A 14,300-nucleotide genomic window follows, 5' to 3' on the forward strand; every position below is an offset into this window, starting at 1 on the left:
CATCTAAATCATCCGTTTTCGGAAATTCGTGGTCAGCGATATTTTTTTGATAGAGTTCGTCGTTGAACTCGATTACTTCGTCAAATTGCATGATTAGTCCTCCTTTTCAAAATTAAATGCAATATTCCCCTCACCCAAATCTGCTTTCATTTTTTCAGGCTGGATAGTCCCAGTAGAAATTTTGTTGGCATCAAGGGTTTTAGGTTCGCTTCTAACTAATTTTTCAAGCGCTAAAATCACATTAGCAAATATACTTGTATCCCCTTTTGCTTTACCGTAGTTTTCTACCAAGCTCTTAAATGTCAAAATAAGATACCCAACGTAAATTGTGTAAAGAAACGCCACGCCCGTCTGCTCAGGCAAAAGCACCGACATTGGAATTAAGACTGTCAGCAAGATAATGCCCATCATTTTACGGATAAGACCATTGATGCCAATTTTTGACTTGTACTCAATGCCAGGATTAATCATAGCAGCAAAGGTACCTGACAGAAAATCAACGATTTCCATAACCACAATTAAGCTAAGCAAAAAGAGGACAAGACCGTCCTCTGTTGCAATAAGCTCGCGTAGAAAATCAAACATCCCTGAAGGATGCGGTGGCATTTTAGATAACATTATAACCATGCTTTACGCCTCCGCTCCTGCTGTTGGTTCTGTCCAGTCTGGATTTCCGTTTTCATCAAATTTCATGATCCAATACTCTTCGTTGAGCATATCAGCAATATTAATTGTCGCAGCGGTACCGCCCCATTGATTAAAAGCCCAGATGGTTTCCACGTCGACAAACTTGCGACGACCGTTTACGATTGCAGGACGTTTCTGCACATCGCGATACATGTAGAAATCCTGCGTTGATGACTTGCAGCGGATAAATTCTCCGTGCTCTTTCATGTAGACGAGTGCAGTAGCAAGGTCAAATGGTTCTGTAATAGTTGATAAGTCGAGTAAAGTATTGTTAGTAGTTTCAGTCATGATTATTCTCCTTCGATGATTTCTTCCGCTGGTTTAGTAGCTTCGTCCAGTTGCTTTGTTAACTCAGTAATTTCTGTCTGCAGACCTGCGATGGTCTGCTGTGCCTCAGTTAGTTGCACAGCGAGCAAGTTCTTCGTTGTCATTTCCTCTGACAGTTTTGCCACGAGGTCGTTATTAGTCAAGCGTAGCGCTTGGTTGATTTGTTCTTGGTTCATTTAAATGTTTCCTCCTAAACTTTTGCTGGTAGAGTATAGCTATAACCCCTCTCTGTCGATTTATTGTTGTGTAATAGCTGTAAGTTGTCGATGATCAAATTTATGGTATCTCTCATGCTCGAGTATGTCGTAGCGTTTTTCCACAACCACAAATCCCCAACTTTTATCTTGGACGAAGCGCGGTGTTTAGCATTAAATGCATCGATGTCTAATTTCCCAGGCAAGGTATTGACACTCCATCCATCCGCTGACTCAAACGCCGAGCTTGCTAATCTGACCGTATCTCCAACCACGTCGATTTGGTCAATATTTGGACCGTTCCAAGCCCTAATTCCGACAAATCCGCCATCATTCGAGGACTCGGAATTCCAACGGTTGGAGCCAATCACGGTCACACCTGCGTTGCCCTTACCAGTAACCGTACCAGTTGCGAACTTGACAAACTGGGTAGGATAGCCGGTTAAAACACGTTTGAGAGCTGCTTGGTCCGTATAGTACAAGATTTGACCAGCGTTTAGATTGACTTCCATAGCTTTGTTGGTCGCTGTTAAAATTCCACCTGAAATCTTACTTGCTGACAATGTGACGGCTTGAACTTGGGTGATAAAAGCTGACTTGGCAAAAAGCTGTCTCAAGTAGGCATCATTGGCCATCAACTTGTCAAAAAATGCCTGGTCCACCTTCAGTTTGTCGGCTGTGATAGCCTGCGAGCCGATGACGGTGGCATTAAGCTTGGCAAATGTACCGTCTGCAACAAATAGCGTACCAAATTTACCATCGATAGCCTGAATTTCATCCGCCAAGGTCTTGCCCTTCAAACGTATTTTAGCCGCTTCAAGCAAGAATAAATCAGATGATAGGTTGGCTTGCGACAAGATGTCACCAGAACTGTTCAGATTTTTAATAGCGTACGAATTATTAAGCTGACTAACCTGTGTAGCTGTACCGCTAATCTTATCCTTGACCTCGGTTAGAAATAGACTATCAGTCATGACCATACGAGCGACTTTGTCTTTGATACCAGTTTCCGTTGAGCCGATGATACGCTCGTAAAGATTGACCGTCTCACGTACAGTCTGCAAGTCTACTTGGTTAGCCTTCTGAGATTGCAAGGTCGCAAATCGCCCGTCGACCGTGGTCTTATATTCAGCGATTTTTGTGTCTGCGTAGGATTGTTGGTCTTCAGGAGCGGGCGACCAGTCAGTCGCAATCGCTCCGCGTTCAATTTTTGCTCGACGAATAATAGGTTTTACTCCCGTGCCGTAAGTGCCATAAAAGGCTAAGTAACTATTTGCTAAACTCACTGTTCCCTCGGTTGGAGTAAAGGTCACATGGAACCTTTGCCACTCCGTTGTGACAGTCAAGTTTTTCCATAGACCCGAATATTTAGAACCTGATCCATTTTGCTGGTATACAGCGACTTGTCCCGCTTGAGATGCTCTCAAGTCAAAACTTAAGGTATACTCAATCAGCCCATACTTATCAAAAACTGGGGCCAAGTCATAAGGTGTTCGCAGAAACTCTGCGTGACTTTGTTCGCTGTTAAAGATTTCGGTGTATTCATCAGTGCCTGTCAATAGATTGGTACCGCCTACATACAGACTTTCAAACCGCTGACTAATTCCGCGAGCGGTTTCTTCAAATACCGACTTAGCGACATAGTCTTGAGTAACAGCTACACGCAGAGCTGATACTTGGCGAGCAGTCTCATCACGACTAGCGGTAAAGTACTGACTAGCTCGTGTCCCTTCCGCGTTCTTGTAGGTTTCTAGGCTCTCTAATCGAGTTTTAAAACCTTCAGCGGTTTGTTGTGCGTAGGTCTTGGCTTCGACAGCCTTGCCATCTGCCAGTTGGATTTGACGGGATAACTCTGCGCTTGCTTCATCTACTGTACGCTTATAACTTGCGATTTCGGAGCGGAGGTCTTCTGGAGAAGCCTGCCAACCTAAATCAATATTTCCACGTCTGAGCGACACTTTTTCAAACTCAACTTCCCCTGTGAAATCCCTTGCATAGATATTAAACTCCATACTGCCTATCTGGCTACGTGGCACATTTACTTTGAAAGTAGTGGTAAACTGCACAACTCCTCTATTATTGACCGCATCTAAGCGATTGGCTGTCAAATATGTTGCGCCAAACCATGTTTTTGCGCTGTCGTTCTTTTTGCCATCTGTATAAAGTGCAAGATATGGATTTCTACCAGCCACATAATTAGTGACCTTAACTGAGATTGATGCTATGTATACCTGGCTAACATCGTCATTAGCTATCTGAGACTTGATACTTTGGTAAATGTACTTGGTTTTATTAAGTTCTCCTATAATTCTCGCTTTACCATCAACTATAGTCACTCCGTTTCCTTGCCATTGGTTCAAGTTTTCGTTGAATGAGCTATTAAGTAGCAGATTGTCCTCTATCCGCAAATTTTCAAACCGCTCCGTCACTCCGTCAATCCCGCTCTGCAAGTCAGCAGTCTTACGATTGATACTCTCAATCTGTCCTGTCTGAGTATTGACAGTCTGCGTCAGAGCCTCATATTGGGTCCTCGTTTGGCTCAGGGTGTCTTCCACGGTCTTGGTCCGACTTGAGACACTTGTGATGTCTCCAGTTGCTTTAGAGACTGTTTTAGACAATTCTGCGACTGTTGACCTCGTACCATCTGCCAAAGTCTCGACTGTCGACACACGATTGGTCAAAGCCGTCTGCGCTCGTGCTTGTGCCAAAATCTTGCTAGCTTGCAAGTTGAGGTCGTTTCGCAAAGCTGTAGCACTCGCTTGACTATCCCTAGCCTTTTGGTCGGCACTAGCGATTGCCATCTGCAGTTCAGACTTAGCAGTGTTTAAGGCTTGACTGACCGTCGCAACCTGCGCTCTTGCATCTGCGATAGCCTCCGTCTTGACTTGGTTAGCTCTAGCTAGTGCACTAGCAGCATCAGACTTGGCCTGGTTGGCAAGCGACTCGACAGACTGGGTTTTGGACAATATATCTGCGACCTGTCTGTCGTGTTCCTGTACCTGTGCTTGCATGGATTGATTGACTTGGGCGATTTCAGTATCAATACTTCTCTTGATATTGTCTGCATAAAGCTCTGCTTCTGCTTTCGCCTGCTCGATACCGTCATTGATTTCCTCGACTCGCTTTTCAAACTCAGCATCAAAGGCTTGGTTGGCATTTCTGACAGCTCGTTCAATGGCTACTTCTTGAGCATTTGCATTTACTCCCAAAATAACATCAGCAGCATTAGACAGGCCACTAGACACACCAGAACCACCAACACCAGGCGTGTCATCAAACGTGATGGAGATGTATTCTTCCGTCAGAGCGTTGTATTCATAAGCGATAGCCTTCTTGTAGAGGTCAACATCGTGCTTCCTACTCTTGATGTTGACTGTATCGCCTAAATGGACGACCTGACCATCAAGTTCATAGGCTTCTATTTTTATCTCGTCGGTAGGCTTGTCGATATTTTCGTACTTGAATTTTCTCTCAGCCCATTTCCGAAGCTCTTCGGCGCTGTGAATATCGTTGTTCTGATACTCTTTCTCGTTGATATATGGATAATTTCCGATAAGCGGACTATCAACTGTCACGGTGATGGTTGTTTCTTCCTCAGCGCCTTCTGCTCGAAACGTAGACCGTGCATGAATCCTAGTGACAACACCTTGGGAGTCTCTGGTCCGCTGGTAAGCCTTTAGATTTTTGTGGGTTGTGATAACAACCCCGCGATTAGCTCCACGGCTCCGCTTGACCGACAAAGCAAAGTTGTCACGAACAAGCTCGCCCTCCCATGTACCAACAATACTGTGTTTACCGTCCATCAGGACGGTGTAGAGTGTTTCAACTTCATCAGTATTGAAAGTATGGTTATCCGCAATGTCACTTGTAAAGGAAAAACTGCCAAGCCCGGTCTTAGCATTTTGAACCATCTGTGAAAGTGCCGTGAAACATCCTTGCCTAATTACGCTCATCGGATTGATAGACCGCTTCATAATGTCATCGCTGATATGGTATGCAGTGATATCCAGACTATCATCGTTTTCAACAGGTTTCTTGATGCGGAAGAGCTGAGCACCCAGCACAGGCACAGGCGCTTTTATCAACATATCTTCCTTGATGAGCTGATAAATGCCAGAATTCGTAATAGGATAATGGACAGTCAGCACAAAATCGCCATTGATTTCTTCTTTGACAATAGCAGAGCTAGCCTCATGAAGTGGAATGCCATTCCATTTGACCGTTCTCACATCTTTATCTAGCAAATAAAGCAACTATGCCCACCCCCAAACTGTTTCAAATTTCAATGACTGAATACCTGGTCCTAAAACCACACCAACATTCTGTCCCTTAGCTGTATCAATTGTGATAAAATCTCCAGCCCACTTGATGAGCTTGCCAGTTGCAGTCTTAAAGCTAGGATTGTCAGGATCATTGACCATCACAAGCGATTCTGAGAGCTTTTCAAGTTTAATTACTTGGTTACCTATCGTAAACGATGTCTCAGAAGCATTCTGTCCAACCACTGTAATCTTCGGAAAAGCAAGAGCTGACCCTTGTACCCTCAAAACCCCATTCCCAGTCAAAGTCTGGGTGTCGGTTGTCTTGAAAAATTTAGTCGGGTGGCAGATAAAAGTCGCATTAACTTTGTAGGTGTTTTGTCCTTCTTTTGTCGCCTCCGTAGCGTTTACCCTGTAGCACCATAGCTTAGTCGTCTTCACTCGCTCACTTTCCAACCAGAAGCCTTCTCGTTGAAGTAAACTCATAAACCGATACAAATCTGTTTCTGATGGATTGAGCAAGTAAAGGGTGTACGGTTTCTCAATCAAACTTCTGTGTTTATTAGTCTGAACAACCGCCCCGCTTATGCCGTCGTGTTCATGTAGCTGTGTTTTGCTATTCGATGTAATAAAAGACGGCGAATCATGAACTATTACATCGAAAGGAAAAGACGATGTTTTCACACCGTCAATCACTAATTCATTGAATTTCATTTATCCCGCCATTCCTTTCAACATCATTTTTCTTTGCAATTCTTGAGCAATAGCTTGTGATACTGCATTCACTAACTCGTTATAACGCGGTCCAGAAACACCAACTTCTCCATCAATCGACAAGGAAATGCCTAGCCCTTGAGAAATAAGCCTTGCAGCTAAACTATTACCTTCTCGAGTTATAGACAGCAACTCTGACAAAGCCTTAACTACTGCATCATCAGCGGTTTGGATTACGTTAGTGACGCTAGTTTCAGTTACATTATTCATCCTTCTTGCCAACCTTGCAATCCCAGTATCTTCAAATCCGATACCATCTGCATAATGCGGAAATAACTTCTTCGTATCACTAGCCTTTAGAACTCTTGTCCCTCTAGGAAGCGGAAGCACTACGTTACGCCCCTCAGGGATAAAACTCTCGCCGTTCGGAAGAGTGACTAATTCGCGATACAAAGACCCCTTCTGGTCGTTGACCATAGCTAGACCACCAGGGTGGAAATTTGTACCTTGAGCGTAATACCCTGCCTCTCCTCTTCGGACAGCTTCGATAGTGATTAGTTTATAATCAGGAATACTATAGATTTGATCGCGAACACCTGCTGCTACACCAGATGCATAGTCGCTCGCATTAATCGAAACTGGATACCGTTGATAAATGGAGTCAATCGCTCTTTGAGCGGCGGATACCTCGGGGCTCGTACGGTTATTAGCTAAAATTTGAGCTGGGGACCTCTGTAAAACATTGTCGATTGCACGTTGGGCGCTAGCGGTTTCTGTAGCGGTTTTATCGTTTGCTAAAATATCCGCCGGCCTTGTTTGTTTCACTTTGTCAAGTGCAACTTGTGCAGATTGGGTTGGGTTTGCTGTTAGGTCAACTGCTAACAGTTGTTTTTGTTCTGGTGTTAAAGCCATCCATTGATGTAACATATCTTGAGATGTAGCCATTTCAATCATCGCCTGATTGCCATTCACTATCATTTGTTTTTCATGAACAGTTAATTCATTCCAATACCCCGCTGATTCAGCCGCTTCAACAATAACTTGGCGTGCATTACTGTCTAATTCAGCATGCTTTAGGTCAAACATCAGTTGATTCCAACCTTCTTGAGATTGCGCTGCTTTTTGCACCTCCTCTTCGGCGTTGGTTTTCAACTTACCTGTTTTTTCATCAAAAACCAACGCATTCCAATGAGTTGCTGCCGCTCTCGATGCCTCTGTCATATCCTGAGAGTATCTAGCAAGCATCTGGATAGCCACACCTTGCCTTGTTGTCGCGTTTTCCATACGGCGAGCGTAATCGTCATAACTGATACCAAGGTTTTCCAAGGCGTTCTTATAGGCTTCTAAAAAATACTTGTCTTGCTCCAATGAAGAAGCCAATGATCGACCATTCACTTCATCCATCCGCTTACGAATATCTACATATTTCTGGGTGTAGGCATCCATCTTAGCATTATGGTCAGCCGTCAAAGTCTGAACTTTGGCGTTGTACTCTTCTAGGGAATAACCGCCAGCTTCGTAGATCTCTTTCAGTTCATCCTTAGAAGTTTTATACGCTTTATTCTCTTCTTTCAGCCATTCTACAGTGGTCTGCATAGCTTTAGAAAGCTGTGCGCTATTCAGTTCTTCTAGGCGACCGTTCATAGCTTTCGTGATTGCTTCTTTCTCTTGGCCGGAGTATTCCAAAAGAGATAACTGCTTGTTGATTAGTTCTGTCTGGTTGTTTAGAACGATGGCGTACTCTTCCTCTGTCAAGGCGCGACGTTGTTCATTAGCGTTTTTATAGATTGCGATAACTTGGTCAGACATGGCCTGTGCATTATCGACGCCTTGCTGAGCTGTTTTTTTCATGCGGTCTATTTGTTCTTGCGATAGACCCCATTTTTCGGCAAGTTTCAAATCTTTAGCCAGCTCTTTATTGGTTAAAGATTCGATTTCTCCTACTAATTCTTGGAAAGCAGTTTTCACAGCTTCAACATCATCTTTTCCGCTCGTACCAAAGGATTCCATTGCTTTCGTAGATTCATCGACTTTGTCCTTAAATTTAGTAAGTTCGACAGCTTGGACCTTATCGACCTCGGTACCCCATTCTTCAGTGCGTTGACGAGCCTCAAGTGCTTTTTGCGCAAAATAACCGATAGTTGCTATCGCAACTCCTCCCAGCAAAACACCCCATGTTACAGGATTTCCTAACAAACCGACGGCGCTTGCAAGACCTCCGCTAGCCGCCGTCGCTGTAGTGGTGGCTCCTGAAAATGCAGACATTAATGGTGTGCCAGTCTGCAAAGCTCCTGACACTTTTCCAAGCACGGTTGATACTTTACCTAATCCTTCAAAAACAGATCCAGTAATGCTAATTCCCTTTCCGAGAATATTTAAAGCAGGTCCTGCGGCTGCTGCAATCAGCCCCCACTTGATAATTTGTTGTTGCTGTTCTTTGTCCAATTTACTGAACGCTTTTGCCATATCCGCTGCACTTTGTATCCATGGTTTCGTCGCTTCTAAACCATCTCGGAGAGCATCGACTAAAGGACCACCAAATTCAATTGCTACATCTGTCACTTCGTTACGAAGCATTTTCAATTTCGCCTCGGTCGTTTCGTAGCGTTTGCTAGCTTCCTCTGTCAAGGCCTTGTTTTCATCCCAAGCATCATTACTCATGTTTATAGCGCTAGTGAACAAATCTTGAGCGTTACCAGCTCGAAGCAAAGCATCTCTGAGACGAACCTCTGTAAAGCCCATCTCATTCAGCATCTCAATAGCCGATTCTCCAGATTCTTCAGCATTACCCAATCCGTTAATAAACGCACCGATTGCACCGACTGCGTCTTTTTCGAATTTTTGAACAAACTCATCTGCCGTCATACCAGAAATCCTTGCAAAGTCTTCAAGGTTCGCTGACGCTTTCACAATATTAGACATTTCCGTTGAAGTCATACCTATTGAATCAGCCAATTTTTTGAAATCTTTCGGGCTATTCGCGAGCATTAACTCAAACTCGCGTCGGCTAATGCCTGTTTTTGCAGTCAACTCGTCCATTCCCTTGGCTCCGCTGGTAGCTGCTAACTGCATCTTAACCATCATTTTTGAGAATGCTGAGCCACCCATTTCGGCTTCGATGCCAACGGATGATAGAGCTGCCGACAATCCTATGATGTCTGCTTGACTAAGACCAATTTGCGCACCCGCACCAGCTAAACGACTGGCCATAGCTGTGATGTCGGCTTCTGTTGTAGCAAAGTTATTACCGAGCTCTACGATAGAAGCTCCCAACCTACTGTAATTTTCTGGCGCTAATTTAGTGATGTTCGCAAACTTAGCTAGCGATTCAGCAGCAACCGTAGCAGACATGTTAGTTGATTCTCCGAGGTCAATCATAACCTTTGTAAAATCTGTAATATTGTCCGCCTTGATACCAAGTTGACCTGCAACCTCAGCAACATTTGCAATCTCAACAGCGCTTGCAGGCAACTCTTTTGACATTTGCCTAATTGAGTTAGAAAGTTTTTCATATGATGTTGTAGCTGTTTCGTCTACTGTTTTCTTTACCCCCGCGAAAGCTGACTCATACTGCGCAGCCGCCTTCACGGCATAACCAGCGCCTGTTACAATCGGAGTTGTTAAACCAATAGTCAAGGATTTCCCGACACTCGCCATCCCGTCGCCGAAAGATTTTAATTCTTTTCCAGACTGTGTTAGATTGGTTCCGAATTTTGTCCATAGACTAGACTGCGTGGCGATTTCGCGAGCGAGGTCGTTATATTTATTCTGCAATTCAGCAACTTTAGCCGCCGTGGCAGTCATTGCTGATTGGGCACCGACCAAGTATGTTTTTTGTTCTGAGGTAGCCGTATTAACATCACCGATTTTGTTTTTTAATTTATTGTAATTCTCAGTCTGTTTTTTCAGTAATTCCTGATAACTTTTGAGGGAGTGTCCGGTTTGTGTATACGTCGCTTTTAACCCAGACAACTTATCTTTCTGCCCTTTAAAGCTAGTTTCTACTGCTTTTAAAGAACTGTCTAAACTCCTTGTGTATATCTGGAGTTGTCTAGTGTTGTTTATAAACGGAGATATATCTAGTTGAGCTGTTGCGACTAAGTCACCTAAATTTGATACACCCATTCATACTCCTTTCTAGCCAAAAAGAAACGGAAACGCCTGATCAAGCGTAGTCTCCATAACCTCTTCTTTCTTTTCGACAGATTTTGTTTCTAATGCTTCTACCATCAACTCAATGTCTGACAGTCGCATTTTCTTTATATCTAAAATCGTATGCCCTCTATCAAGCAGAGCACCTATCCATCTGAGCAGGTTTTCCTTCGCTTCTTCAGGCGTTATGCTTCCTTTGGTTCTTCGTCCTCGGTTTCTTCTTCCTTCCCACCGAGGGCATCTAGATACAGAACATTCAAAACCTCAAGAATAGAAATATCCGCTTGTTTTAAATCCTCGACAGTAAATTGCTTGCCATACATATCCACAAACATTTGTAGATATTCTTCGTTCATAGAGCGGTGTTTTTCGGGGTCTAAAGAATTTTTCTTATCGCCATAAACAGCCGCCTGACGGACCTGATGCTCAACTGCTAGTAAGTTATCTTCGATGTTGACGTAGTCTTTCTTGAAAACTTTTTCAACTCCACCCTGCTTTAGTGTAATCTCGTACATATTTACTCCTTTTTATCGAAAAAAAGGGCGGATAATCCGCCCCTGAAACCACTAACGGCTACCAGAGCTTGCGCTTGTAGTTGGACTTGCCCCAGATGCAGACGGAAATACCAATTTCTTAAATTCTGCAAGATTGAAATCGGTATTGTCTTCACGACCGATATACAAGATATCGCCATTTTCGTCATCGCCACGAGCTACGAAGCTTCCTGTAGTCGAATCTGTTTTAGGGTCTGGAGTACCCTCTTTTGTTGCTAAGTCCATTCCTGGTACATTAAATTTCCCTTTCAACAAACCGACCCAGATAGACTTGCCATCTTCCATACGAGTACGGAACAAGCAAGCGATATCGTTTGGTGTCAAGTTTTTATTGTATTTCTCTACACCATTTTCAACAGTGATGCCATAGAAATCTTTACGAGCTTCAGAGTTCAAATCCAATGTCTCGATTTCTAGTTTAGCATCTGTAATACCAGCCGAAATAACAACGTAAGGACCATCGTCTGCTGCGATTGTTAACAATTCGTTTGTCAGTTCCAATTTGGCTGACTTCATGCCAGGTAGCTTCTTGGTGGTAGCCACCTTGTTTTGTTCATTCAAAACACCGTACTCAAAATTACTGAGTCCAAATTTTACTTTTCCCATTATTATTCCTCGTTTTCTTTAATTTTCCATTCAAAAAAGCGATATTTCCTAATGTTCATCAAAAGGTCAATATCGCCATCTTTGTATCTTGGTTTTTCGCCAGCCGTATATCTATCGTAGCCAGCTTTGCTTAAAATTCTATCTACTGCCTTCGCAATTTGTTCGGATTGGTCAGATGTTTCGCACCAAAAGTTTACAATCACACGGTATTCTGTTGCGATACAGACGTCGTCAGAATAGTATGCGGGATTGTCATAGTTCGCATTGATTCGAATAAACGGCGCAAGTTCCTTTTTAATCACGCTCACAGGGTGTTCTGGAATTGCGTGCGTAAAGATACCTTGCTTAAAGCCATTGCCGAATTTACCGCCCCGAAAGGTATCAAGAAGCGTGTTCAGTTCTTCATCAGCGCTCAATAGCTTATAAACTTCTGTTTCTGCTATCACAACTTCAACCCCTCTCTTACTTTTTCGGCGTAGATTTCTTTCGCTCTTGGGGTCATTGTATTTATCGTCTTCTCTTTGAAATCTTGCGGCGCTTGATAGATTGTACCGTCATCAGGGAAATGTGACCGCCAACCTGTTTTTCGACCGTAGCCGATATCTTTTGCGATAATCCCCTGACTAGCACCCTTGAACCCTGTCACGACAACCTCTTCTGCCAAATGGCCAAATAAATCCTTGCTTTCAGGAGTATTTTTCTCCAATTCTTCCGCAAACTCATCCGCAACCTGCTTAACAGCTGCTCTTGCAACTCTTGGAGCTTTGACCTGCAACTTGGTAAGATTAGCCAGTATCTTGTCTACTCCCTTTGTCATGCAATCCTCACCGCCTTTATCATGATCATCTCTTTACTAGCGTAGTCGATTTCCAGTTCTGTAATCTTGTATTCAAACCCGTTGAAATCAACATACATAGAGTTATCGAACGGAGGTTTGGGATGATAACGAATGATAAACACTTTTTCATCTTTATAGGATTCCAAAGGTTTCTGCCCGTTCTGAGCTAGGTCACCCACATAGGACTTACCGCCCACTTTAAAATCCTTGACACCAGTTTTTACCACTTCCGCCCAACATTGATAGACATCATTGCGGATTGAATCTACAACTTCCCCGTCTTCATTCTGCCCTGCAATCCTGGAAAAGATAGTAATACGGGTATTCATTCTACGTGTTATCATCTTCCTTACCTCTCAATCGCAATTGGTGAATGATGTTTAAAACACCATTCGCCAGCGGATAGCGTTCACTATCTGCTGACAAACCACGGTGTTCATACTCTTCCTTGACCTGTTTCATGACAGCAAGGTCAAACTTAGGGTAGTCTTTGAAAGTCTCAGGACAAGACCCTTCTTCAATCGCAAAGCAGATTTGCTCCTGAACAGCAGGGATGATAAACTCTTCCAGAATATCATCTTCATAGTCCACATCTATCTTGCAATAGAGCTTTACTTTTTCAAGGTAGTCTTTAGTAATTTCCATAAACACCTCCTAGACTATCAGAGCCAATAGCTCTGACTTGTTCATTGACGAGGTGTAAGTGATATTCTGACTATCTAAATAAGCCTTGATTTCCGTCACGGTGTTGGCGCTTGTTGGTTTCGCCACTGCTTGAGTGGCATTAAGAGGGTGTCTGAGTAAAGGTCACAAAGTAGCCCGCGTTTTCATCCACTTTAGAAACACCGAAACGAAGTACTGCTTGCAGATATTGTCCGTATAGTTCGTTATCAACCCAGCGAAGCCCAAGGTCTTTGCGGTCAGCGAACAAGATGCCACGTTTAAAGTCACCAACAAATGCCTTGTTTTCACCTAACACTTCATCTGACAAGACAAACACTGGCTTACCAAGGAATACCTTACCTGTTGCTGATGTGATAGACTCCTGCAAGAGGTAACGACCATTACCATCTTTCAACGTATCAAGGATATTGTAGAAGCTCTGTGACACGATAAACGCCACGTCATACGCTGGGTCAAATCCCATGTTCAACAATTTCTTGATGTCATCCAAATTCTTAACAGTCTTAGCCGCAAAAGTCTTCAAGACTTTGGAGATAGCATCATTTGTTGTATTCACTTTCATTTGACCGACAGTTTCTGCCACAATACCCACCAAATCAACATCTGCATCGTCAATAGATTCTTGAGAAAGAGGAATTGCGCCACGGTAAGTTGTTACCGCCCATTCAACGTTTTTAAATTGAGGTTTTCCGAGTTTCGGATTTTTCTCCAACTCTTCGACGCTGATCAACTTCTCTGTAGCACGTTGCAAGACTGGATATTTACCAGTAGCTTTCTTAGCTTGGTGGATAGTAGTGAACTGTTTCAAATCTACAACCGTCTTGATTTCACGAGCTGGTGTGTAAAGGATTTCCTCGCTTGAAACAGGCTTCACATCGGCTTTTTTTACACCATCTGTCGAAGGATTGACTGGGGTTACTGCGTTCATTGGAATTAACGCTTCATCTTTCCCTTCCATTCGCAATCCTTCTTGTGCAACTGCGCCTTTTGAACGAATAAAGGTATTCATTTTTTCACGATATGTCACTTCTTCTGTTGTCATTTCAACTCCTTCTTTGTTTTCAGCACCGCCTGTAGCATGTGCTTCTTCGAACATCGCTAAGGTCTCTTCCGCGGTAGCAAGATTAGCTTTTGCGGTTTCGATTTCCGACTTCAAAGACTTAGCGGTTTCAAGGTCATCGGCTTCCAATGCAGCCTTAACTTCCGTTGTTTTAGTTGCAATTGTAGAACTAAGCCCTGCAATGGTTGCTTTTAGTTCTTTAATTTTTTCATCAAACATTAAATT

Annotated in this window: 13 protein-coding genes; all 13 read right to left on the reverse strand. The window is 43.4% G+C overall.

Annotation, left to right across the window (positions count from 1 at the left end; genetic code table 11):
- Positions 1 to 93 precede the first annotated feature (93 nt).
- On the reverse strand, positions 94 to 585 hold the full coding sequence (locus PHA78_RS07720; protein ID WP_202822138.1) for a phage holin family protein: 492 nt from the start codon (positions 583 to 585) through the stop codon (positions 94 to 96).
- A 45-nt stretch (positions 586 to 630) separates the two neighbouring features.
- Positions 631 to 975 (reverse strand): hypothetical protein, encoded by a 345-nt coding sequence (locus PHA78_RS07725; protein WP_024378885.1) that lies wholly within the window; start codon positions 973 to 975, stop codon positions 631 to 633.
- Positions 976 to 977: 2 nt separating this feature from the next.
- Positions 978 to 1,190 (reverse strand): hypothetical protein, encoded by a 213-nt coding sequence (locus tag PHA78_RS07730; protein ID WP_024376852.1) that lies wholly within the window; start codon positions 1,188 to 1,190, stop codon positions 978 to 980.
- A gap of 14 nt (positions 1,191 to 1,204) precedes the next feature.
- Positions 1,205 to 5,461 (reverse strand): phage tail spike protein, encoded by a 4,257-nt coding sequence (locus tag PHA78_RS07735; RefSeq protein ID WP_272157943.1) that lies wholly within the window; start codon positions 5,459 to 5,461, stop codon positions 1,205 to 1,207.
- Entirely contained in the window at positions 5,462 to 6,181 is a 720-nt protein-coding gene (locus PHA78_RS07740) for a phage tail protein (protein ID WP_024378731.1), read from the reverse strand.
- On the reverse strand, positions 6,182 to 10,306 hold the full coding sequence (locus tag PHA78_RS07745) for a phage tail tape measure protein (RefSeq protein ID WP_024378732.1): 4,125 nt from the start codon (positions 10,304 to 10,306) through the stop codon (positions 6,182 to 6,184). It lies immediately after the preceding gene.
- A gap of 212 nt (positions 10,307 to 10,518) precedes the next feature.
- Positions 10,519 to 10,848, reverse strand: coding sequence for a phage tail assembly chaperone G (gene gpG / locus PHA78_RS07750; protein ID WP_024378733.1), 330 nt, complete (start codon positions 10,846 to 10,848; stop codon positions 10,519 to 10,521).
- A gap of 51 nt (positions 10,849 to 10,899) precedes the next feature.
- The gene (locus tag PHA78_RS07755) at positions 10,900 to 11,493 is read right to left on the reverse strand and encodes a major tail protein (protein WP_024378734.1); all 594 of its coding nucleotides are present in this window, start codon (positions 11,491 to 11,493) and stop codon (positions 10,900 to 10,902) included.
- Positions 11,494 to 11,495: 2 nt separating this feature from the next.
- On the reverse strand, positions 11,496 to 11,939 hold the full coding sequence (locus PHA78_RS07760) for a hypothetical protein (protein WP_024378735.1): 444 nt from the start codon (positions 11,937 to 11,939) through the stop codon (positions 11,496 to 11,498).
- The gene (locus tag PHA78_RS07765; RefSeq protein WP_024378736.1) at positions 11,936 to 12,310 is read right to left on the reverse strand and encodes an HK97-gp10 family putative phage morphogenesis protein; all 375 of its coding nucleotides are present in this window, start codon (positions 12,308 to 12,310) and stop codon (positions 11,936 to 11,938) included. Before PHA78_RS07765 ends, PHA78_RS07760 begins: the two co-directional genes overlap by 4 nt.
- Positions 12,307 to 12,675 (reverse strand): phage head completion protein, encoded by a 369-nt coding sequence (locus PHA78_RS07770; protein WP_024378737.1) that lies wholly within the window; start codon positions 12,673 to 12,675, stop codon positions 12,307 to 12,309. Before PHA78_RS07770 ends, PHA78_RS07765 begins: the two co-directional genes overlap by 4 nt.
- Positions 12,662 to 12,976, reverse strand: a complete 315-nt coding sequence (locus PHA78_RS07775) for a head-tail connector protein (RefSeq protein ID WP_024378738.1) — start codon at positions 12,974 to 12,976, stop codon at positions 12,662 to 12,664. The genes PHA78_RS07770 and PHA78_RS07775 overlap by 14 nt, the downstream gene beginning before the upstream one ends.
- A 139-nt stretch (positions 12,977 to 13,115) precedes the next feature.
- Positions 13,116 to 14,294 carry a phage major capsid protein gene (locus PHA78_RS07780; protein ID WP_024378739.1) on the reverse strand — a complete coding sequence of 393 codons (1,179 nt, stop codon included), beginning with the start codon at positions 14,292 to 14,294 and terminating at the stop codon, positions 13,116 to 13,118.
- Between the last annotated feature and the right edge of the window lie 6 nt (positions 14,295 to 14,300).

It is taken from the genome of Streptococcus sp. HN38 (assembly GCF_028335765.1).
GTDB classification, from domain to species: Bacteria; Bacillota; Bacilli; order Lactobacillales; family Streptococcaceae; genus Streptococcus; species Streptococcus suis_P.